Here is a 21,651-nt window from a genome sequence, read left to right on the forward strand (position 1 = left end):
CCACGCGGAGCTACACACTACCCTCTCGGCGGGCGGGGTAAGATGTAAAAAGAAGCCACCCCGACCCCCGGCCCCCGCCACGGGCCTCGTCGTTTCCGGCCCCGACCCGCCGCGCCCGCGCAAGTCGAACAACCGGATGCCCGTCATTCGCCGCCGCAAAACAAAAACGGGCCGCTTGCGCGGCCCGTCGAACTGGCTGTCAGGGTGCACTACCCCCTGCGATCAATCGTCCCAATCACGATGGCCGCGGCGGTGGTGGCGGTGCTTGTTCTTGTACTTGCTCTTGTGATAGCCGCGGTCGCGGTAGTAGCGGTCACGGTCGTTGGCGTACGAGTTGCTGCGCGAGATGTTGCCGCCCAGCGCCGCGCCTGCGCCGCCGCCCAGGGCCGCGCCCACCAGGCCGCCGCCGCGGCCGCCCATTGCGTTGCCCGCCGCGGTACCCGCACCGCCGCCGAGCGCGCCGCCCAGGATGGCGCCGGTACGCTCGCGGCGATTCGAGCTGATTGCGCCGCCGGCGCCACCGCCCACCGCGCCGCCGATCACGGCGCCGGTGGAGCCGCCCAGCGCACCTCCGACGGCTGCACCGGCGACGCCGCCGAGGGCGCCACCCAGTGCGTTATTCATGTCGCTCGCGAATGCAGGCAGCGTCGTCGATGCCGCCAGGGCGAGGGCCACGGTCATATTGCGAACGAGTCGGCGAGACATAGTGTTTTTCCTCTGGTTGCCAAACTGTGATGCAAGTGTAGATTTTGGGCACAGACATTGCTGTAACCGCCTGTAAGCCTTTATTAATGCTGCAGAAAGACAACAAAGGCTGCCCGCGGGCAGCCTTTGTCATGTTACAGGTGAATCCGGCATCACGCGATGGCGATGCCGTCCCGGCGGCGGTTCAACAGCACTTGCCCTGCCCGCCGCCGTAACGCGCCTCCTGGCGCTCGCGGAAGAACTCCTCGTAGCTCATCGGCTCGCGGTCCGGATGCGTGCTTTCCATATGGGCCACATAGGTCTGGTAGTCGGGCAGCCCGACCATCAGCCGCAGCGACTGGCCCAGGTAGCGGCCCATTTGGCCCATCTTGTTCAGCGGATCCAGCATGGCGTTCCTTCCTCTGCGTGGGGTTGACGTTGCGGCGAGCGGGACAGACGGCGCTCAGCGCTGTGCCGAGGCTGCGGCCGGCAGCGGCTCGAACGGCGTCTCGTGGGCCGTCGGCCGTGCCTGCGCGCCCGCGCGCAGACCGGTGCGCAGACCGTAGTAGACGATCGACAGCACCACCGCCATGAACAGCGCGCACAGGCCCGCGTCCAGATAGTCGTTGAAGACGATCCGGTGCATCTGCTCCATCGTCTTGGCCGGCGCCAGCACCGTGCCCTGGGCGATCGCGTCGCTGAACTTGCTGGCGTGCGACAGGAAGCCGATCTTCGGGTCGGCATGGAACAGCTTCTGCCAGCCCGCGGTCAGCGTGCAGATCAGCAGCCAGACGGTCGGCAGCAGCGTGACCCAGGCATAGCGGCCGCGCTTCATCTTGACCAGCACGCAGGTGCCCAGCACCAGCGCCACCGCGGCCAGCATCTGGTTCGAGATGCCGAACAGCGGCCACAGCGTGTTGATGCCGCCCAGCGGATCGACCACGCCCTGATACAGGAAGTAGCCCCAGGCGCCGACGCACAGCGCCGTCGCGATCAGGTTGGCCGGCAGCGAGTCGGTCCGGCGCATCGAGGGCACGAAGCTGCCCAGCAGATCCTGCAGCATGAAGCGGCCGGCGCGGGTGCCCGCGTCGACGGCGGTCAGGATGAACAGCGCCTCGAACAGGATGGCGAAGTGGTACCAGAACGCCATCATGGCCTGGCCGCCGACCACCTGATGCAGGATGTGGGCGATGCCCACCGCCAGCGTCGGGGCGCCGCCGGCGCGCGAGATGATGGTGTTTTCGCCGACGTCCTTGGCGGTCTGCACCAGCACGTCGGGCGTGATCACGAAGCCCCAGTTCGATACCGCCGCCGCGACCGCTTCCGGCGTGGTGCCGATCACGGCCGCCGGGCTGTTCATCGCGAAGTACACGCCGGGCTCGATCACCGAGGCGGCTACCAGCGCCATGATCGCGACGAAGGACTCGGCCAGCATCGCGCCGTAGCCGATGAAGCGGGCGTGGGTCTCGTTCTCCAGCAGCTTGGGCGTGGTGCCCGACGAGATCAGCGCGTGGAAGCCCGATACCGCGCCGCAGGCGATGGTGATGAACAGGAACGGGAACAGGTTGCCCGACCACACCGGACCGCCGCCTTCGGCGAACTGCGTGAAGGCCGGCATCTTCAGTTCCGGCGCGACGATCAGGATGCCGACCGCCAGCGCGATGATGGTGCCGATCTTCAGGAAGGTCGACAGGTAGTCGCGCGGGGCCAGCAGCAGCCACACCGGCAGCACCGCGGCGACGAAGCCGTAGCCGATCAGCATCCAGGTCAGCGCCTTGCCGTCGAAGGTAAACAGCGGCGCCAGCGTGGCGCTCTCGTGCACGTACTGGCCGCCGACGATGGCCAGCATCAGCAGCACGAAGCCGATTACCGACACCTCGCCGATGCGGCCCGGGCGGATGTAGCGCGTGTAGACGCCCATGAACAGCGCGATCGGGATCGTCACCGCCACGGTGAACGTGCCCCACGGCGAATCGGCCAGCGCCTTGACCACGATCAGCGCCAGCACCGCGAGGATGATGATCATGATCATGAAGCAGCCGAACAGCGCGATCATGCCGGGCACCGTACCCATCTCGGCCTTGACCAGATCGCCCAGCGAGCGGCCGTCGCGGCGGGTCGAGATGAACAGCACCATGAAGTCCTGCACCGCGCCGGCGAACACCACGCCGGCCAGGATCCACAGCATGCCGGGCATGTAGCCCATCTGCGCGGCGAGCACCGGCCCGACCAGCGGTCCGGCGCCGGCGATCGCGGCGAAGTGGTGGCCGAACAGCACCGCCTTGTTGGTCGGCACGTAGTCCAGGCCGTCGTTATGGCGCCAGGCCGGCGTCATCCGTTTGGGGTCCAGCTGCATCACCTTGTCGGCGATGAAGCGGCTGTAGTAGCGGTAGGCGATCAGATAGATGCAGATCGCGGCGACCACGATCCACAAGGCACTGACGGCTTCGCCGCGCGACAGTGCAACGGTGGCGAAGGCAAACGCGCCGAGCACGGCGACGGCCAGCCACATCAGGTGTTGCCCGATGCGATTCATAGTGAAGGTCTCCTCAGACCACATGGAACAAAGCCCGCGGGGGAACAAGGGCCGGTGGACCGAGGGGCGCGCACGGCGGCACGCGCGCCGTCGGGCGGCGCATGGCGGGCGATCGGGGGCAAGCTGTCTCCAGATTTCAGCGCAGATGTCAGCGCTGATGTCAGCGGCGCCCGGTCCCTCGACTTCCGGTCCGGATCTTGTCTGGCAGGCGGGGCGATACGCCGGTGTGTGGGCACTGGCGCATCCCGTTGCGAATGACGCGGCGCTGGCCCTCGGAGCCGGTCGCGCGTCGGCGTGTAGTATTGACACCCGCCAATCGAGGCACAAGCGCGTAACTACGCAGCGATCCTGCGTAGTACTACGCAACGGGACGGTCACAGGCCGCTTCCCAGGCATCCGTGTTTACCCTGGTCACGATGAAACTCCGCCAGAAGATCCTGCTGCTCGCGGTCGCGCCGCTGGCGATCGCCATGCTCGGCATCGCGCTGGCCGTGCACTATCAGGCCACCGCGCTGGTCCGCCACGAGCGCGCGCTGGTCGAGGCCGCCTATCTGCAAAGCAAGGAAACCGAGCTGCGGCACTACGTACAGCTGGCGCAGAGCGCGATCGCGCCGCTGGTCAAGTCCGGCCGCAACGACGAGGCCACGCGCCAGGCCGCGATGCAGGCGCTGGCGGGGCTGGACTATGGTCCCGACGGCTACTTCTTCCTGTACGATCTGCAGGGCCGCAACCTGATGCACCCGCGCCAGCCCGATCTGGTCGGCCGCGACCTGTGGGATCTGCGCGATCCCGAGGGGGCGCTGACGATCCAGCAGCTGATCGCGGCGGCCCGCGCGGGCGGCGGCGCGGTGCGCTATCGCTGGGAGAAGCCGTCGACGCGGCAGATGGCGCCCAAGCTCGGCTATGTGGTCGCGGTGCCCGAATGGGGCTGGATGCTTGGTACCGGCATCTATCTGGACGATGTCGAGGCGACGCTGCGCGAGCTCGACACGCGCGCCGAGACCGATATCCGCGCGACGCTGGCGTGGATCGGCGCGATCGCCGCGATCAGCATCCTGCTGGTGGGCGCGGGCGGGCTGGCGCTGAACATCAGCGAGCATCGCGAGGCCGACGCCAAGCTGCGCCAGCTGGCGCAGCGCGTGGTGCGCTCGCAGGAGGACGAACGCGCGCGGCTGTCGCGCGAGCTGCACGACGGCGTCAGCCAGCTGCTGGTATCGGTCAAGCTGGTGCTCGAGACCGCGCTGAACCGGCTGGCGCAGGCGCCGACCGAGGGCGCGGCGGTGGCGCCGGTGCTCGGCATGGCGCTGAACCGGCTCGAGACGGTGTTCAACGAGGTCCGGCGCGTCGCCCGCAATCTGCGCCCGGCGCTGCTCGACGACCTGGGCCTGCAAGCCGCGCTGCAGCATTTGGCGCGCGAGATGCAGGGCGCCAGCGGGCTGCGGATCACGATCGACTGCCGCGGCGTGGCACGGCCGCTGTCCGACGAAGCCGCCACCGCGCTCTATCGGATCGCGCAGGAGGCGCTGACCAATGTCGAGCGCCACGCCAATGCGCGGCGCGTCGAGCTGACGCTGTCGTATGCCGAGTCCGGCGTCGCGCTGGTGGTGCAGGACGACGGCAGCGGCTTCGATCTCGAGCGCGTGCAGCGCGACCCGCGCGGCGGCATCGGCCTGCGCAACCTGCGCGAGCGCATCGCCAGCCTGGGCGGCGAGTTCGATATCGACTCCGCGCCGGGCGGCACGCGCATCCGCGCCTTCCTGCCGGCCTCGGCCTTCGCGCCGGAAACGCGTGCTACGCCGGAGACGCCGGCGCTCGCTAGGACGGTGGACGCGCCGCCGGCCGCCCCGTCCCACTCTTCCCCGCTGTCCCGATGAGCTCCTACTCCGAACCGTATCGTCCCGCGCGCGTGCTGCTGGTCGACGACCACACGCTGGTACGCGACGGCATGCGCATGCACCTGGCGCTGCAGCCGGGCCTGACCGTGGTCGGCGAGGCGGACGACGGCGAAGCGGCGCTGGCCTGGCTGGCGCGCTGCGCGCTGGACGCGCTGCCGGACCTGTTGATCACCGATATCGGCATGCGCGGCATGGGCGGTATCGCGCTGGCCGACGCGCTGCACCAGCGCCATCCCGAGATCGCGGTGCTGATGCTGTCGATGCACGACAACCTCGAATACGTGCGGCAGGCCATGCGCGCTGGCGCGCGCGGCTACGTGCTGAAGGACGCCCCGGCCGACGAACTGCTGGCCGCGATCGACGCGGTGCTGGCCGGCCGCGTCTTCTACAGCGCCCGCATCGCCCGCCGCATGATCGAGGAAGGCCCCGCCCCGCATCCGCTCGATGCGCTGACCCCACGCGAACGCGACATCCTGAACGGCATCGGCCGGGGCCTGGCCAACAAGGAAATCGCCGCGTCGTTGGGCGTGTCGGTGCGCACGGTGGAGACGCATCGGCTGAACCTCAAGCGCAAGCTGGGCATCGAGGGACGGGCGGGGTTGGTGAAGTATGCGGTGGAGCAGTTGGGGGGTGAAGCAAACGGCGGGTGAGATCCCGTCGGATCGCGGTCCGGCCCGCGCCGTAGCCCAATACGCCGGACGAAAAAAAGCCCTCGCGAGCCAGATCGCGAGGGCTTCTTTCTTGCCGACGCGCTCGCCTGGGGCAAGCGCGAAGTCAGGCCACTACCGAATCAAGCCGCCAGCCGCCTGGCCAGTGCATCCTTGGTTTCGGACAGCGCCTGCGGCAGATGGTGCTTGAGCTGGGTGAACAGCTCTTCGTGCAGCGCCAGTTCCTGTTCCCAGGCGGCGCGGTCGATCGAGGTGACCTTCTGGAATTGCTCGGGCGAGAAGTCCAGGCCTTCCCAGCGCAGGTCCTCGTAGCGCGGCGAGGTGCCGAACACGTGCTCGGTGCCCTGGCCGCGGCCTTCGACGCGGTCGATCATCCACGACAGCACGCGCATGTTCTCGCCGAAGCCCGGCCACACGAAATTGCCGGCCTCGTCCTTGCGGAACCAGTTGACGCAGTAGATCTTCGGCAGCTTGGCGCCGGCGGCCTCGAGCTTGTTGCCCAGCTCCAGCCAGTGGCCGAAGTAGTCGCTCATGTTGTAGCCGCAGAACGGCAGCATCGCGAACGGGTCGCGGCGCACCACGCCTTGCTGGCCGGCGGCCGCGGCGGTGGTCTCCGAACCCATGGTGGCGGCCATGTAGACGCCTTCGGTCCAGTTGCGGGCCTCGGTCACCAGCGGCACCGTGGTCGAGCGGCGGCCGCCGAAGATGAAGGCGTCGATCGGCACGCCGGCCGGGTTGTCCCAGTTGGCGTCGATCGAGGGGCACTGCGAGGCCGGTGCGGTGAAGCGCGCGTTCGGGTGGGCCGCCTTGGCGCCCGTCTGCCTGGCGATCTCCGGCGTCCAGTCCTTGCCCTGCCAGTCGATCAGATGGGCCGGCGCTTCCTTCGTCATGCCTTCCCACCAGACGTCGCCGTCATCGGTCAGCGCGACGTTGGTGAAGATGACGTTTTCCTTCAGCGTCGCCATCGCGTTGAAGTTGGTCTTCTCGCTGGTGCCCGGGGCCACGCCGAAGTAGCCGGCTTCGGGGTTGATCGCGTACAGGCGGCCGTCCTTGCCCGGCTTGATCCACGCGATGTCGTCGCCGATGGTGGTGACCTTCCAGCCCTCGAAGCCCTTGGGCGGGATCAGCATCGCGAAGTTGGTCTTGCCGCAGGCCGACGGGAAGGCCGCCGCGACGTGGTACTTCTTGCCCTCCGGCGAGGTCACGCCGAGGATCAGCATGTGTTCGGCCAGCCAGCCCTCGTCGCGGCCCATGGTCGAGGCGATCCGCAGCGCGAAGCACTTCTTGCCCAGCAGCGCGTTGCCGCCGTAGCCCGAACCGAACGACCAGATCTCGCGGGTCTCGGGGAAATGCACGATGTACTTGGTCGGGTTGCACGGCCACGGCACGTCCTTCTCGCCGGCGGCCAGCGGCTTGCCGACGGTGTGCACGCACGGCACGAACTCGCCGTCGGCGCCCAGCACGTCGTACACGGCGCGGCCCATGCGGGTCATGATCCGCATGTTGACGGCGACGTACGGGCTGTCGGACAGCTCCACGCCGATGTGGGCGATCGGCGAACCGAGCGGCCCCATCGAGAACGGCACCACGTACAGCGTGCGGCCGCGCATGCAGCCATCGAACAGCCCGCTCAGGGTCTGGCGCATCTCGGCCGGCGGCATCCAGTTGTTGGTCGGGCCGGCGTCTTCCTCCTTCTGCGAGCAGATGAAGGTACGGTCCTCGACGCGCGCGACATCGGAGGGGTCGGAGATGGCGAGGAAGGAGTTCTTGCGCTTGGCCGGGTTCAGCCGCTTCATCGTGCCGGCGGCGACCATCTGCTCGCACAGGCGGTCGTATTCCTCCTGGGAGCCGTCGCACCAGTAGATGCTGTCGGGCTTGGTCAGCGCAGCGATCTCGGCGACCCAGGCGACCAGCTTCTGGTGCTTGACCCAGGCCGGAACGTTCAGCGCCGGCGTGCCTTGCATGGTGGGGTGGTTCATGGTGGTACTCCAAAGCAAAAAAGAAATCTTTGGCAAAGCCTGGCCCGGGGCCGCGCTCTGAAAAACCGGATGAAACGCGGAATCGACGAGAACGCCTGCCATGGCCGCATGCTTGAGGGACCACTTCTTGTGAAAGCGGTTCCGCATGTGGGGCGGGCGTTCTGCCCGCATGGCGCCCGCATGGTGGTCGGTGTGGACCACGCTCGCTCGGGACCGTCACATCCCGTTACAAGTCCGGCGCGATCCAGTCGGGAATCGATCGCGGCGGGCCTTGCGGCTGCGCTACAGTGGCGGTTTTCCCGCGGACGTGTCGCAGCGGGTGCCAGTCAAGCTTTGTCCGGCAACAAACCGGGTGCGGGAGCGGAGCTCGACCGACAATCCGGGATGTCACCGAAGGCGGCAAGGATACCACCGCTGTCGTCCTCCGTTTTTTGCTCTGCAGCAAGCGCGCGGCGCGAAAACCGGTCGGAACGCCGTGTCGGTCTTGCCTGTCGCAACACATTGCGCAGCACTTTGGTCGCCCACCTTACTGGTCGCCGGCATGCCGGTCTGTGGGCACGCGAACCAACCGGATTGCCGCGTCGATCGAATCGCTCCCCGAAGTTCAACGAACCGCCTGTTCAACGAACCGCCTCTACGAACCGCCTCACCGAACTGCCTCACCGAATCCGACGATGAAAATTGCCGTTCTCGACGACTACCAGGATGCCGTGCGCAAGCTGGCCTGCTTTCAGCTGCTGCAGGGGCATGACGTCAAGGTGTTCAACAACACCGTCAAGGGCGTGGGCCAGCTGGCGGCGCGCCTGTCCGATGTCGAAGCCGTGGTGCTGATCCGCGAGCGCACCCGCATCACGCGCCAGCTGCTGGAGAAGCTGCCGAAGCTGAAGATCATCAGCCAGACCGGCCGCGTTGGCGGCGCGGGCAGCCATATCGACGTCGATGCCTGCACCGACCGCGGCGTGGTGGTGCTCGAAGGGGTCGGTTCGCCGGTCGCGCCGGCCGAGCTGACCTGGGCGCTGATCATGGCGGCGCAGCGGCGGATTCCGCAATACGTCGCGAGCCTGAAGCACGGCGCCTGGCAGCAGTCGGGTCTGAAATCGACGACGATGCCGCCCAATTTCGGGCTCGGCCAGGTGCTCAAGGGCCAGACGCTGGGCATCTGGGGCTACGGCAAGATCGGCCGCCTGGTGGCCGGCTATGGCCGCGCCTTCGGCATGAACGTGCTGGTCTGGGGCCGCGAGGCCTCGCAGACGGCCGCACGCGAGGACGGCTTCGCGCTGGCCGAGTCGAAGGAGCAGCTGTTCGCCGACAGCGACGTGCTGTCGCTGCATCTGCGGCTGAACGACGAGACGCGCCACATCGTCAAGCTGGCCGACCTGACCTCGATGAAGCCGACCGCGCTGTTCGTCAACACCAGCCGCGCCGAGCTGGTCGAGGAAAACGCGTTGGTCGCGGCGCTCAACCGCGGCCGGCCCGGCATGGCGGCGGTCGACGTGTTCGAGTCCGAGCCGATCCTGCAGGGCCACGCGCTGCTGCGGATGGAGAACTGCATCTGCACGCCGCATCTGGGCTATGTCGAGCGCGACAGCTACGAGCTGTACTTCCGCACCGCGTTCCAGAACATCCTCGACGTGCTGGCCGGCGAGCACGGCAGCGTGGTCAATCCCAAGGCGCTGACGCCCGCGCTGACCCGCTGAGGGGCAACCCGCCGCGCACCCCGTCGCGGCGGACCGGCGGGTTCCCATGGCTGCGGCGGCGCCCGACCCGATCGGCGCAAAACCGCTACACTGCCGGGATTCGCGGGCGGCCCCCCGCCGCCATTCCCCTCGCGTCCCCATCATGGATCCCAGGCTTCTGACGCTTTGCGTCGGCAATTTCGTCATCGGCACCGGCGCGATGATCGTCACCGGCATGCTGAACGACATCGCCGGCGATTTTCATTTGAGCGCCGCCACCGCCGGCCAGCTGGTCTCGGCCTTTGCGCTGGCCTGTTGCGTCGGCGCGCCGCTGTTCGCCACGCTCGGTTCGCGCATCGACCGCCGCCTGCTGCTGGTCGGCGCCCTGGCGCTCTATGGCGTGCTGCATCTGGCCTCGGCGCTGGCGCCGAACTTCGGCGCGCTGGTCGTGCTGCGTTTCGTCACGGCGATCGGCGCCGCCATCTATACCCCCCAGGCTGCCGCCACGCTGCCGCTGCTGGTCGATGCGAAGCTGCGCGGCCGGGCGATCAGCTTCGTCTTTCTCGGCTGGAGCGTGGCCAGCGTGGTCGGCGTGCCGATGGGCACCTGGATCAGCACGACGCTGGGCTGGCGCGTCAGCATGGGCGTGGTCGGCGTGATGGCGCTGGGCGTGGCGCTCGCGCTGTGGCGGGTGCTGCCGCGCGCTCTGATGGTGGCGCCGGTGGGCCGCGCGGCCTGGGGCGCGGTGCTGCGCCATACGCCGCTGTTGATGGTGGTCGGTGTGACGATGGTGTCGTCCGCCGGCATGTTCACGATGTTCACCTATATCGCGCCGATGCTGCGGGACGTCCATGGCGTCAGCGGCGGCGCGCTGAGCCTGATGTTCCTGGCCTATGGCGCCTGCGGCGTGTTCGGCAACGTGGTGGCGGCCGCGCGCATGGACCGCGCCACGCCGGCCCGCGTGGTCCACGTCGCGCTGGGCACCTCGCTGGCGGCGATGCTGCTGTGGCCGCTGACCGGTCTCGGCCCGATCGCGCTGGTGCTGATCTTCATGCTGTGGGGCATCGGCGGCTTCGCCACCAACAGCGCGCAGCAGGCACGGCTGGTGGCGCTCGCGCCGGAGCGGGCGGCGGTGTCGATCTCGCTCAATTCCTCGTCGATCTATCTGGGCCAGGCGATCGGCGCGATGGTCGGCGCGGCGATCTACGCCACCGCCGGCGCGCACGCACTGCACTGGGGCGCGGCCGCGCTGATGCTCGGCGCCCTGCTGCTGTCGGCGCGCGCCCGCGCCCTCGGTTGCCGCTGGCTGCGCCGGCAGGCGCCGCAGCAGGCCTGAGCGCGCCGTGCTGCTGCAAGCCGCTGCGTGGCGCTCCGCACGGCCTGGGATAGGGCGCACCCCCGGGGCGCACCCCCGGACGCACCCCCGCCCGCCGGCCGGGCGGGCCCGTTTTCTGCTAATGTTTGATCCCTGATACAAAGACGGCCCCTCTCCTGTAATCGTTTGTAATACAGACGCGTCTGCCAACGCTTGCCAGATACGGCGCCAAGGCGGTACCACTGGGGGCGGCCGGCCGCCCACCGGTTCCCAGAAGCCGGCGGTGGCCGTCCGGGTGGGCACGACGAAAAAAGGGAGCGAACCCGCGCACCAGCGCGGGGCAGCAGAGGGTCCTCGCATGAAATCGAAGGGTATCGACCAGGCCAAAGGCTTCGTCGAAAGCAACTGGAGCCAGGCCATGGGTACCGGCAGAAGTCGTGTGTCGCCCTGGCTGGCGCTGGCATTGTTGGTGTTGCTGGCGGTCGCCGGCTGGTACGTCTGGAAGACCTGGTTTGCCGCCAGGCCGCAGGCGCAGGGCCCGGCGCCGGTGGCGGTGACCACCGCGCTGGCACGCCAGGGCGACGTGCCGCTGCAAGTCAGCGTCAACGGCAACGTGACCGCGCTGTCCACCGTCGAGGTCCGCCCGCAGGTCTCCAGCACCGTCCGCACCGTCCATATCCGCGAAGGCCAGACCGTCAAGCCCGGCGATCTGCTGTTCTCGCTCGATACCCGCATGGACGCGGCCAATCTGGCCCGCGCCCGTGCCCAGCTGCTGCGCGATCAGGCCGATCTGGCCGATGCCCGCCGCTCGCTGGCGCGCAGCGAGGAGCTGGTCGCGCGCAACTTCATCTCGCGCAGCGCAGTCGATACCGCGCGCGCCAAGGTCGATGCGCTGGAGGCCACGGTGCGCGCCGACCAGGCCGCGATCGAGGCGAGCCGCGTCGCGGTCAGCTACGGCGCGATCCGCGCCACCATCGGCGGCCGCACCGGCGTGATCAACGTCTTCCCCGGTTCGCTGGTCTTGCCCACCGCCGCGCAGCCGATGGTAACGATCGCGCAGATCCAGCCGATCGCGGTCACCTTCACGCTGCCGGAGCGCCAGCTCGCGGCGCTGCGCGACGCGCTGCGCAGCGGCCCGGTGCCGGTCACCGCGCAGCCCAACGACGGCAATCCCGAACCGGTGCAGGGCCGCATCACCTTCGTCGACAACACCGTCGATCCGCAATACGGCACCATCCGCGTCAAGGCGCAGTTCGACAACGAGGCCCAGCGCCTGTGGCCCGGCACCTACGCGCGGGTCGAGGCGGTGGTGCAGACGCTGACGGGCGTGGTGTCGGTGCCGCCGCAGTCGGTGGTCACCGGACCGGAGGGCCGCTTCGTCTATGCGGTGCAGGCCGACGGCAAGGTCAGGCCGATGCCCGTCAAGATGCTGGCGGCGACCGCCGCCGCGGCGGTGGTCGAAGGCGTGCCAGCGGGCACGCGCGTGGTGGTCGAGGGCGTGCAGAACCTGCGTCCGGGCAGCGCGGTGCGCGAGGCCAGCGCCCCCGCTGCTGCGCCGGCGCCCGGAAAGCATTGACGCCATGACGCTGTCCGAACTCTGCATCCGCCGGCCCGTGATGACGGTGCTGCTGGCGATCGCGATCGTCGTCACCGGCATCGTGCTGTACCCGACCATCCCGATCGCCGCGCTGCCCAGCTTCAACTCGCCGGTGATCCAGGTCACCGCCCGGCTGCCCGGGGCGAGCCCCGAGACGATGGCGGCCTCGGTCGCCACGCCGCTGGAAAAGCAGTTCGCCACGATCCCCGGCGTGTCGGTGATCAGCTCGGCGAATACGCTGGGCAATTCCAGCATCACGATCGAATTCAACAACGACCGCGACATCGATGCCGCCGCGGTCGACGTGCAATCGGCGCTGTTCCGCGCGCAGCGCTCGCTGCCGACCGAGATGAACGAGCCGCCGTCGTACCGCAAGGTCAATCCGGCCGACGCGGCGGTGATCCTGCTGGCGATCAATTCGCCGGCGATGAGCCTGGCCGAGCTGAACGCCTTCGGCGACAACCTGATCGCGCCGACGCTGTCGACGCTGCCCGGCGTTGCGCAGGTGCTGGTCTACGGGCAGAAGCGCTTCGCGGTGCGGGTGCGCGCGCGGCCCGATGCGCTGGCCGCGCGGGGCATGACGCTGGACGAGCTGGCCAGCGCGATCTCGCGGGCCAATGCCAACACGCCGGTCGGCACGCTCGACGGCGCGCGCCAGATGCTGACGATCCAGGCCAACCGGCAGCTGGCCGACGCCAACGCCTTCCGCAACATCATCGTCGCCAGCCAGCCCAACGGCTCGCTGGTGCGGCTGTCCGATGTGGCCGAGGTCGAGGACAGCGTCGAGACGCTGAAGACCGGCAGCTGGCTGAACAACGAGCGCTCGATCGTGCTGGCGGTGCAGCGCCAGCCCGACGCCAACACGGTGGCGGTGGTCGATGCGATCCGCGCCGCGCTGCCGCGGCTGGTGCAGCAGATGCCGGCCTCGGTCAATGTCAACGTCGTCAATGACCGCTCGCGCTCGGTGCGCGAGTCGATCCACGACGTGCAGTTCACGCTGGCGCTGACCGCGGCTCTGGTGGTGATGGTGATCTTCCTGTTCCTGCGCCGGGCCGCCGCCACGCTGATCCCGACGGTGTCGCTGCCGATCTCGCTGATCGGCACGGTGGCGCTGATGAAGGCGTTCGGCTACAGCCTGGACAACGTGTCGCTGCTGGCGATCACGCTGGCGGTCGGCCTGGTGGTCGACGACGCCATCGTGATGCTCGAGAACATCGTCCGCCATATCGAGGAAGGCATGGCGCCGCTGAAGGCGGCGCTGGTCGGCTCGCGCGAGATGGGCTTCACCATCGTGTCGATCTCGGTGTCGCTGGTGGCGGTGTTCATCCCGATCTTCTTCATGCCGGGCGTGATCGGCCTGCTGTTTCACGAGTTCGCCGCGGTGGTGTCGCTGTCGATCCTGGTGTCGGCGCTGGTGTCGCTGACGCTGATCCCGATGCTGTGCGCGCGCTTCCTGTCGGCCGAGAACGTGCCGGTCGACGAATCGCAGCATGCGTATGGCGATGCCCCCCGGCATGCCGCCGCGCATGCCGCCGCGCCTCCCCAACGGCAGAGCTTCGGCCTGCGTTCGACCCAGTGGTTCGAGAACCTGTTCGAATACACGCTGCACCGCTATGCGCGCGGTCTGGACTGGTGCCTGGCGCATCGCAAGACCGTCCTGGCCGCGGCCGGCATGACGTTCGTGCTGACCGCGGTGCTGTTCGTGCTGATTCCGAAGGGCTTCTTCCCCGAGGAGGACATCGGCCAGATCCAGGTCAATGCCGACGGCCCGCAGGACATCTCGTTCGATGCAATGTCGACGCTGATGCGCGATGCGGCCGAACGGATGCGTGCCAACCCGGCGGTCAAGAGCATCGTGGTGGCAATCGGCGGCGGTCCGTCGCCGGCGATCAATACCGGCCGCATGTTCATCGAACTGAAGCCGGGCGGCGAGCGGCCGAAGATGCCAGAGGTGGTCGAATCGCTGCGCCGCGATGTGTCCGGCATTCCGGGGCTCAACGTCTATTTCCGCCCGGTGCAGAACCTGCAGCTGGGCGGCCGCGTCAGCAAGGCGCGCTACCAATACACGCTGCAGAGCGTGCAGTCGGGCAATCTGCAGACCGCCGCCGACAAGCTGATGGCCCGCATGCGCGCCGATCCGCTGTTCCGCGACGTCACCAGCGATTCGCAGCAGGCGGGCCTCGAGGCGCAGCTGTCGATCGACCGCGACAAGGCCAATTCGCTCGGCGTGCAGATGCAGGACGTGCGCACCGCGCTCTATACCGCGTTCGGCGAGCGCCAGGTGTCGACGATCTATACCTCGATCGACAGCTACTACGTGATCCTGCAGGCCGCGGACGTGGACCGCGTCGACGAGACCGCCTTCTCGAAGATCTATGTGCGCAGCACCGGCGGCACGCTGGTGCCGCTGTCGGCGTTCGCGACCACCGAGCGCCGCGTCGGTCCGATCGCGGTCAATCACCAGGGCCAGCTGCCGTCGGTCACGGTGTCGTTCAACCTGGCCCCGGGCGCGGCGCTGGGCGACGCGTCGGCGCGCATCGACCGCTTCAAGCAGGAAACCGCGATGCCGCAGGAGATCTTCACCAGCTGGGGCGGCGATGCGGCGGTGTTCCAGTCGTCGCAGTCCACCCAGGTGATCCTGCTGATCGCGGCGATCGCGGTGATCTACGTGCTGCTGGGCGTGCTGTACGAAAGCTATATCCATCCGCTGACGATCCTGGCCGGCCTGCCCTCGGCCGCGGTGGGTGCGCTGCTGACGCTGTTCCTGTTCCGCGTCGAGCTGTCGCTGATCGCGATCATCGGCGTGCTGATGCTGATCGGCATCGTCAAGAAGAACGCCATCATGATGATCGACTTCGCGCTGGCGGCGCAGCGCGAACAAGGCATGCCGCCGGCCCGGGCGATCCGCCAGGCCTGCCTGCTGCGCTTCCGTCCGATCATGATGACCACGCTGGCCGCCATCATGGGCGCGCTGCCGATCGCGCTGGGCCTGGGCGCCGGCGCCGAACTGCGTCAGCCGCTGGGTCTGGCCGTGGTCGGCGGGCTGCTGTTCTCGCAGGTCATCACGCTGTTCATCACGCCGGTGATCTACCTGGCGCTGGACCGCTTCTCCGGCAACGGTCCGCTGGAGATCGATGCGGACGGCAACCGTGTGCCGGCGACTGTGGGAGCCGATGCGGGGCGCTGAGCGCGGATCGCCGCGACGCTCGGCCACGGCCGCGCTGGCCGCGGCGCTGGTGCTGGTCGCCGGTTGCGCGGCGACGCCCGCCGAGCCGGAGGGCACCGCGCTTCGGCTGTCGGCGTATCGCTATGTGCTGCTGGGCGAGGTGCACGACAACGCCGACGGGCATCGCCGCCGGCTGGCGTCGCTGACCGACGCCATCGACGCGGGCTGGCGTCCCGCCATTGCGATGGAGCAGTTCGATCGCGAGCGTCAGGCCGATATCGACCGCGCCCGGCGCGAGCGCCCCGGCGACGCCGACTATCTGATCGCGCAGGCAGGCGCCCCGGGATGGGACTGGCCGCTGTATCGGCCGGTGATCGCGTTGGCGCTGCGCCACGATCTGCCGCTGGTTGCCGCCAACCTGTCGCGCGACGATGCGCGCCGCGTGATGCGCGGCGGCGCGGTGTTCAGCGCGTCGGAACGGGAACGGCTGGGCCTCGCCGGGCCGCTGCCGGCCGATCTGGCCGCGAGGCAGACCACGGTGCTCGACGACAGCCATTGCGGCCAATTCCCGCGGGCCATGCTGCCCGGCATGCTGCAGGCGCAGGCTGCGCGCGATGCCGTGATGGCCGCCGCGCTGAAGGATCATGCCGCCGCCGGCGTGGTGCTGCTGGCCGGCAACGGCCATGTGCGCGAGGACATCGGCGTGCCGCGCTGGCTCGGTGCCAGGCCGGCCGAGGTGCTGACGGTGGCGTACCTGGAACGGGCCGAGCAAGGCGAGGCCGGCGCCTACGACAGGATCGTGCTGGTGCCGCCGGTCAAGCGCGCCGATCCCTGCGACGGGGCCCGGCCGGCGCCGCGCTGAGCCTCACCGGGCCCGCCCGTTCGATCTATTCCGGACGCCTGCCCTCGCCGCCGATCAACTGCGGCCACGGCCCCTGCCCCGCCAGCGTGTCGCCCGGATTGCGCAGCGGACAGGCCTTCAGCGACAGGCAACCGCAGCCGATGCAGCCGTCGAGCTGATCGCGCAACTGTGTCAGCGTGCGGATGCGTTCGTTCAGGTCGTCGCGCCATGCCGCCGACAGCCGGCGCCAGTCGGCCACCGTCGGCGCACGTCCCTCCGGCAGCCGTGCCATCGCCTCCGCAATCGACGCCAGCGGCAGGCCCATGCGCTGCGCGACGCGGATCACCGCGAGCTGGCGCAGCACCGCGCGCGCATAGCGGCGCTGATTGCCGGCGCTGCGGGTACTGCGGATCAAGCCCTTGGACTCGTAGAAATGCAGTGCGGACACGGCCAGTCCGGTGCGCGCTGCGACCTCGCCGACCGACAGCAGGTCGGCCGGCCTGGGGCCGCGTCGCCGCGGTGGCCGTTGGTTCGGTTCGTCGGGGGAGGGCAGGCGTGGCATGGCGGGATTGCGTCGATCTTCGCGGCGAAAGGCCCAATGCTAGCAGGGTCACGGTTGACCTCAAGTCAACTTGAGGTTCGATACTGGCGCGGCTCTTCGGCATTCCGCCCTGACATGTCCTTCGCGATCTTCTTCCGAACCTCCGCCATGATCGAATCCCGCCGCCCTGCCTGCAGCCTGCACTTCGTCAATCCGCACGGCTTGTACGATCCCAGCCCCAATGCCTATTCCCATGTCGCGGTCGCGACGGCCCCGGCCCGCATCGTGTTCGCCAGCGGCCAGGGCGGCGAAGATCGGCACGGCCGGCTCGCTCCCGACTTCCCCGGCCAGGTCCGGCGCGCGTTGGAAAATCTGGAGATCGCGCTGCATGCCGGCGGCGCGGAGTTGCGCGACGTGGCCAAGCTGACGGTGCTGATCGTCGGCCATTCGCAGGAACGCCTGCAGGAGTTCGGCGCGGAGCTGCGCCGCATGTGGGGCACGCTGCCGCCGCCGGCCTGCACGCTGATTCCGGTGCCGCGGCTGGCGCTCGACGGCATGCTGTTCGAGATCGAGGCGACCGCGGTGGTGTCGCGCTAGGCGAGGACCACCGCGCGGCGGCTTCAGCCGAACAGTTCCTCGGCCACCGTCGGGTGCAGCTGCATCGTGGTCTCCAGATGCGACAGCCGCACGCCGAGCCGCAGTGCCACCGCGATCGACTGCGCGATCTCGGGCGCCGCGTTGTCCAGCATGTGCACGCCCAGCACGCGGCCGCTGCGCGCGTTGTAGACGATCTTCATCACCGACGGCATCGTATTGTCGGCAAAGCGGTTCTCCAGCGAGACGAAGCGCTTGATGCGCGTGCCGATGCGCTCGGGCTTGCCGGCCGCCTCGATCGCCGCCGCCTCGGTCAGGCCGACGCTGCCGATCGCGGGCTCGCAGAACACCGCGGTGGGGATCACGTCGAAGTCGGCGCGCTCGCCGCGCCGGCCGAACAAGCGGTCGGCCAGCCACCGTCCCTGAGCGATGGCCACCGGGGTCAGCTGCGGTCCTTCGGTGACGTCGCCGATCGCATGGATGCCGCGCACGCTGGTGCGGAACTGGCGGTCGACGCGCAGGCCGCGCTGACCGCGTGCCACGCCCAGCGCCTCGAGGCCCAGGCCGTCGAGATTGGGCTCGCGTCCGATCGCCGCGAGCGCCGCCTGGGCGCGCACGCTGTGGGTCCGTTCCTTGCCCTTGCCGCCGTTTTCGCCTTGCGCCACCTGCCTGTAGCAGACCTCGATGGCGCCATTGGCCTGGTCGAGCAGCGTCACGTCGGTATTCAGATGCAGCCGCACGCCCTTGGCGGTCAGCGCCTCGGCCAGTGCATGGGCGATGTCCTCGTCGAAGTTCTCCAGCAAGCGCGACTCGCGCACCAGCATGTCGACCTTGACGCCGTAGCGCGACAGGATCGACGCCATCTCGACCGCGATATAGCCGCCGCCGATCACCACCAGCGAGGCCGGCACGCCGTTCCACTCGAACACGTCGTCGGAGGTGCTGGCCAGTTCGGCGCCCGGCACCGGCAGTGCGGTGGGCCGCGAACCGGTCGCGATCAGGATGCGGCGCGCCTGCAGCGTTTCGCCGCCGACGCGCACCTCGCCCGGCGCACTGACGGTTGCCTCGCCGCGCAACACCTGCACGCCGGCCTCCTGCAGCCGCTGCGTATAGCTGGCATGCAGCCGCGCCATCTCGGCCTTCACGCGCACGATGGCATCGCTCCAGTCCTCGCGTCCGCCGGTATGCGCCAGGCAGCCCGACAGGATCGCGGCCCAGGTCGCGCCATAGCTGAGCATCTTCTTGGGAATGCAGCCGCGGTTCACGCAGGTGCCGCCGATCTGCTGGCGCTCGACCAGGATCACGCTGGCGCCGTGCGAGGCGGCCCGCATCGCCGCGGCGACCCCGGCCGAGCCCCCGCCGATCACGACGAAGTCGGCCTGGCGCGCGCGGCCGGTGCCGCCGGTGCTCTTGCCGCGCGGTACGCGCTCCATCCGGGGTTCGGCGGATACCTTGCTTGCGCGCTTGCGTTCGTTGTCGGTGCCAGCTTGCCGCTTCGTCATCGATGCCTCCTGCCGCGGCGCGCTGGCCGCGAGAATGCCGCAAGAATCGGAGGGAGCAGCCGCTGTCGCCGCTCCCGCGCTACGAGGCCGGGGCCAGGTCCGCGGACGCCTCGGCCGTCCAATCGCGCAGGAAGGCCTCGCCATCGCGCCGGCCGAGATCGTAGGCCAGCGTCATGCCTTCCGGGCGCGTGTAATCCCAACTGGAGACCGGCACCCGCCGCGACGGTTGCAGATACAGACGCCGCTGGCCGTTCCACTCGACCACGAAACGGCGCGGGCGCGGATACAGCCGGGTCATCAGCACCAGCACGTCGCCTGGCGTGGGGTCGAGCGCGTCGACCGGCACGTTGTCGACCAGGCCGCCGTCGAGCACCGCACGCCCATCGCGCCGCAACACGGGCGTGAACGGCGGCGTGCATGACGACTGCAGCAAAAGGTCTGCCAGCTGCTCGGCCGTGGCGCAGTCCTGAGCCCGCACGAACTCCGGATGAAAGCCCAGCGTGCGGCCCAGCCGCGGGTGCAGCGTCTTGAGCAGATGCTTGTCGATGTTGTAGGCCAGCAGCCCTGCCATCACCGCCAGCCGGGGTCCGCACCAGCGCGGGATATGCGCCACGCCGACGCGGATTTCGGGCGCGGCCTGCAGCCGATCCATGCGGCCGTCACCGAGGATCGACAGCAGGGCCGCCCGGTAGATGCCGTAATGCGGAAACACGCGCTGGTCGCCGAGCAGATTGCGCCAGTAGACGTTGCGCTTGTTGTTGGCCAGCACGCCGCGGTAGTAGTCCATCACCTGCCGCGACTCGTGCGTGTAAATCATGCAGGCGGTGGCAGCACCGGCAGAGATGCCGGCGATCACGCGCGGGCGCAGCCCGAGCTCGGGCGCGACGGTATCCCACCAGCCCGCCTGCCACCAGCAGCGGTTGCCGCCGCCGGCGAACACCACCTGCTCGAAGGGGCCGCCGTATTGCGGCGCGCGCGACGGCGCGGGGCGCGCGTCGGCAGTCGTGCCGGCAGCCGTGCCGGTGGCCATCTCCGGGCGGGCGGCGAACCCCGTCATAGCAGCGCGTAGGTGGTGGTGGCGTGCACGGCCAGCTTGCCGTCGGGGCCGCGCAGATCGATCTCGCCGAACACCACGGTCTTGCCCAGCCGCAGCACGGTGGCCTGCACCAGCATGTCGCCCTCGATCACGGGGCGCATGAAGTTGGTGGTCAGGCTGACGGTGGTCATCGGGCGGAAACCGCCCAGCGCGCTGGAGATCGCGACGATCATCGCGGTGTCGGCGGCGGACATCAGCACCTGTCCGCAGACCACGCCGCCTGCGTGGCGAAGGGAAGGATCGAAGGGCAGGCGCAGCGTGACGCTGTCGGCGTCGACGCGCTCGGCGCGCAGATTCAGCTGGCGGACCCAGGGCGCCAGCACGCGCTCCAGGATGGCGTCGATGTCGGCAATGGCAAGCGTCGTCTCTGGCATGGCGGCCCGTCGGTGGTCCTCGGTTGTGCCTGGCCGCCCGGCTACTCGATCTCCTCCGGGGCGGCGCGATGTTTCAGCCAATGATACAGGGGGCCGGTACACAGCACCACGAAGGCCATCCGGATCACGTGGAAGGCGGTGACCAGCGGCACGCCGAGCTCGAGCACCTTGGCGGTGATGCACATCTCGGCGATGCCGCCAGGCGTGGTGCCCAGGATCACCGTGGCCGGATGCGCGCCGGACAGCGCGGCCAGCGCCCAGCCGAACAGCGCCGATATCACCAGCGCCACCAGCGTGTACAGCGCCACGCCGGCGAGGAAGCGCGGCGCGGTATGCAGGAATTCGCGCGAGAAGCGCACGCCCAGCGAGATGCCGATCAGCAGCTGGCCGGCATGGCTCATCGAGGTCGGGATCGCGGACAGCTCGATGCCGGAGGCAGTCAATGCAGCGGCGGCGATCAGCGTGCCGATGACGAAGGGGTTGGGCAGGTTCAGCCGGTTCATCACCAGCGCGAAGGCAACCGTGATGGCGATCAGCGCCGCCAGCCCCAGCGCATCGACGGTACGCGGCCCTGGGATATAGGTATCGAGCCCATGAATACCGCCATATTGAAAAAGCGCCGGCACGATTACTACCACCAATAGCACCCGCAGCGAATGCGCGGCCGCGACCTGGTCGATACGCGCGCCGTTGCGCTCGGCGAGATTGGCCATCTCGGAGGCCCCGCCGATCGCGGTGGAGAAGAACGCGGTCTTGAAGGCGACGCCGGTGGTCCGGCGCAGCATCAGCGCGCCTGCAGTGCCAAGCACCAGCGCGAACAGCGAGCCGGCGATCACGTAAGGGGAGAACTCGATCAGCTTGGCGACCACGTCGGGCGTGAAGTACAGCCCCAGCGAGGTGCCGATCGCCCATTGGCCGGCGTTGCGCGCCTGCGATGGCGCGCGCAGATCGGCGCCCATCATGCGGGCCGCGGCCACGGCCAGCAGCGGGCCGATCATCCAGGGCAGCGGCGTGCGCAGCCACTCGCACAGCAGGGCGGCGGCCAGTCCAAGCAGCAGCGTCAGCAGTGTCGGACGCCAACGGGAAAGTACGGATCGCATGACGGTGGCAGGCTGGCGCAGCGCGCCGCCGCTTTCTTGTGGTCGGAGGAGGGACAGCAAACGACAAGGCCCGGGAGCCCCGGGCCT

At 69.2% G+C, this 21,651-nt stretch carries 17 protein-coding genes; 8 read left to right on the forward strand and 9 right to left on the reverse strand.

Annotation, left to right across the window (positions count from 1 at the left end; translation table 11 throughout):
• Window positions 1-222: 222 nt before the first annotated feature.
• The 3 genes from J5T34_RS15400 to J5T34_RS15410 form a co-directional block, all read right to left on the reverse strand.
• Window positions 223-705, reverse strand: a complete 483-nt coding sequence (locus J5T34_RS15400) for a hypothetical protein (protein ID WP_208580486.1) — start codon at window positions 703-705, stop codon at window positions 223-225.
• Window positions 706-889: 184 nt separating this feature from the next.
• Window positions 890-1,093 (reverse strand): YbdD/YjiX family protein, encoded by a 204-nt coding sequence (locus J5T34_RS15405; protein WP_006579436.1) that lies wholly within the window; start codon window positions 1,091-1,093, stop codon window positions 890-892.
• Between the two features lie 54 nt (window positions 1,094-1,147).
• Window positions 1,148-3,220, reverse strand: a complete 2,073-nt coding sequence (locus tag J5T34_RS15410; RefSeq protein ID WP_208580487.1) for a carbon starvation CstA family protein — start codon at window positions 3,218-3,220, stop codon at window positions 1,148-1,150.
• 416 nt (window positions 3,221-3,636) lie between these two features.
• Between J5T34_RS15410 and J5T34_RS15415 the strand changes: the two genes are divergently transcribed.
• The gene (locus J5T34_RS15415) at window positions 3,637-5,094 is read left to right on the forward strand and encodes a cache domain-containing protein (protein WP_208580488.1); all 1,458 of its coding nucleotides are present in this window, start codon (window positions 3,637-3,639) and stop codon (window positions 5,092-5,094) included.
• On the forward strand, window positions 5,091-5,765 hold the full coding sequence (locus J5T34_RS15420; protein WP_208580489.1) for a response regulator: 675 nt from the start codon (window positions 5,091-5,093) through the stop codon (window positions 5,763-5,765). The genes J5T34_RS15415 and J5T34_RS15420 overlap by 4 nt, the downstream gene beginning before the upstream one ends.
• A gap of 140 nt (window positions 5,766-5,905) precedes the next feature.
• On the opposite strand, the gene J5T34_RS15425 is transcribed toward J5T34_RS15420, so the two are convergent.
• On the reverse strand, window positions 5,906-7,762 hold the full coding sequence (locus tag J5T34_RS15425; protein ID WP_208580490.1) for a phosphoenolpyruvate carboxykinase (GTP): 1,857 nt from the start codon (window positions 7,760-7,762) through the stop codon (window positions 5,906-5,908).
• A gap of 674 nt (window positions 7,763-8,436) precedes the next feature.
• Between J5T34_RS15425 and J5T34_RS15430 the strand changes: the two genes are divergently transcribed.
• From J5T34_RS15430 to J5T34_RS15450, 5 genes are all read left to right on the forward strand, one after another.
• On the forward strand, window positions 8,437-9,459 hold the full coding sequence (locus J5T34_RS15430) for a D-2-hydroxyacid dehydrogenase family protein (RefSeq protein WP_208580491.1): 1,023 nt from the start codon (window positions 8,437-8,439) through the stop codon (window positions 9,457-9,459).
• Window positions 9,460-9,601: 142 nt separating this feature from the next.
• On the forward strand, window positions 9,602-10,774 hold the full coding sequence (locus J5T34_RS15435; RefSeq protein ID WP_208580492.1) for an MFS transporter: 1,173 nt from the start codon (window positions 9,602-9,604) through the stop codon (window positions 10,772-10,774).
• Between the two features lie 337 nt (window positions 10,775-11,111).
• A complete protein-coding gene (locus J5T34_RS15440) occupies window positions 11,112-12,329 on the forward strand; it encodes an efflux RND transporter periplasmic adaptor subunit (protein ID WP_208580493.1) in 1,218 nt (405 codons plus the stop codon).
• 4 nt (window positions 12,330-12,333) lie between these two features.
• Window positions 12,334-15,537, forward strand: coding sequence for an efflux RND transporter permease subunit (locus J5T34_RS15445; RefSeq protein WP_208580494.1), 3,204 nt, complete (start codon window positions 12,334-12,336; stop codon window positions 15,535-15,537).
• On the forward strand, window positions 15,524-16,378 hold the full coding sequence (locus J5T34_RS15450; protein WP_208580495.1) for a ChaN family lipoprotein: 855 nt from the start codon (window positions 15,524-15,526) through the stop codon (window positions 16,376-16,378). Before J5T34_RS15445 ends, J5T34_RS15450 begins: the two co-directional genes overlap by 14 nt.
• 25 nt (window positions 16,379-16,403) lie before the next feature.
• Here J5T34_RS15450 and soxR read toward each other — a convergent pair whose 3' ends face one another.
• Entirely contained in the window at window positions 16,404-16,919 is a 516-nt protein-coding gene (soxR, locus tag J5T34_RS15455) for a redox-sensitive transcriptional activator SoxR (protein ID WP_208580496.1), read from the reverse strand.
• 147 nt (window positions 16,920-17,066) lie between these two features.
• Between soxR and J5T34_RS15460 the strand changes: the two genes are divergently transcribed.
• Window positions 17,067-17,495, forward strand: coding sequence for a RidA family protein (locus tag J5T34_RS15460; protein ID WP_208580497.1), 429 nt, complete (start codon window positions 17,067-17,069; stop codon window positions 17,493-17,495).
• Window positions 17,496-17,518: 23 nt separating this feature from the next.
• Here the strand turns inward: J5T34_RS15460 and J5T34_RS15465 are convergent, their stop codons facing one another.
• The 4 genes from J5T34_RS15465 to J5T34_RS15480 form a co-directional block, all read right to left on the reverse strand.
• Complete coding sequence (locus J5T34_RS15465; protein WP_208580498.1) at window positions 17,519-18,994, reverse strand: dihydrolipoyl dehydrogenase family protein; 1,476 nt, start codon at window positions 18,992-18,994, stop codon at window positions 17,519-17,521.
• A 79-nt stretch (window positions 18,995-19,073) separates the two neighbouring features.
• A complete protein-coding gene (locus J5T34_RS15470; RefSeq protein WP_432207672.1) occupies window positions 19,074-20,024 on the reverse strand; it encodes a patatin-like phospholipase family protein in 951 nt (316 codons plus the stop codon).
• Window positions 20,025-20,047: 23 nt separating this feature from the next.
• Window positions 20,048-20,464, reverse strand: coding sequence for a PaaI family thioesterase (locus tag J5T34_RS15475; protein WP_174106061.1), 417 nt, complete (start codon window positions 20,462-20,464; stop codon window positions 20,048-20,050).
• Between the two features lie 41 nt (window positions 20,465-20,505).
• On the reverse strand, window positions 20,506-21,564 hold the full coding sequence (locus J5T34_RS15480; protein WP_208580499.1) for an AbrB family transcriptional regulator: 1,059 nt from the start codon (window positions 21,562-21,564) through the stop codon (window positions 20,506-20,508).
• Between the last annotated feature and the right edge of the window lie 87 nt (window positions 21,565-21,651).

The organism is Cupriavidus gilardii (assembly GCF_017598945.1).
Taxonomy (GTDB): domain Bacteria; phylum Pseudomonadota; class Gammaproteobacteria; order Burkholderiales; family Burkholderiaceae; genus Cupriavidus; species Cupriavidus gilardii_E.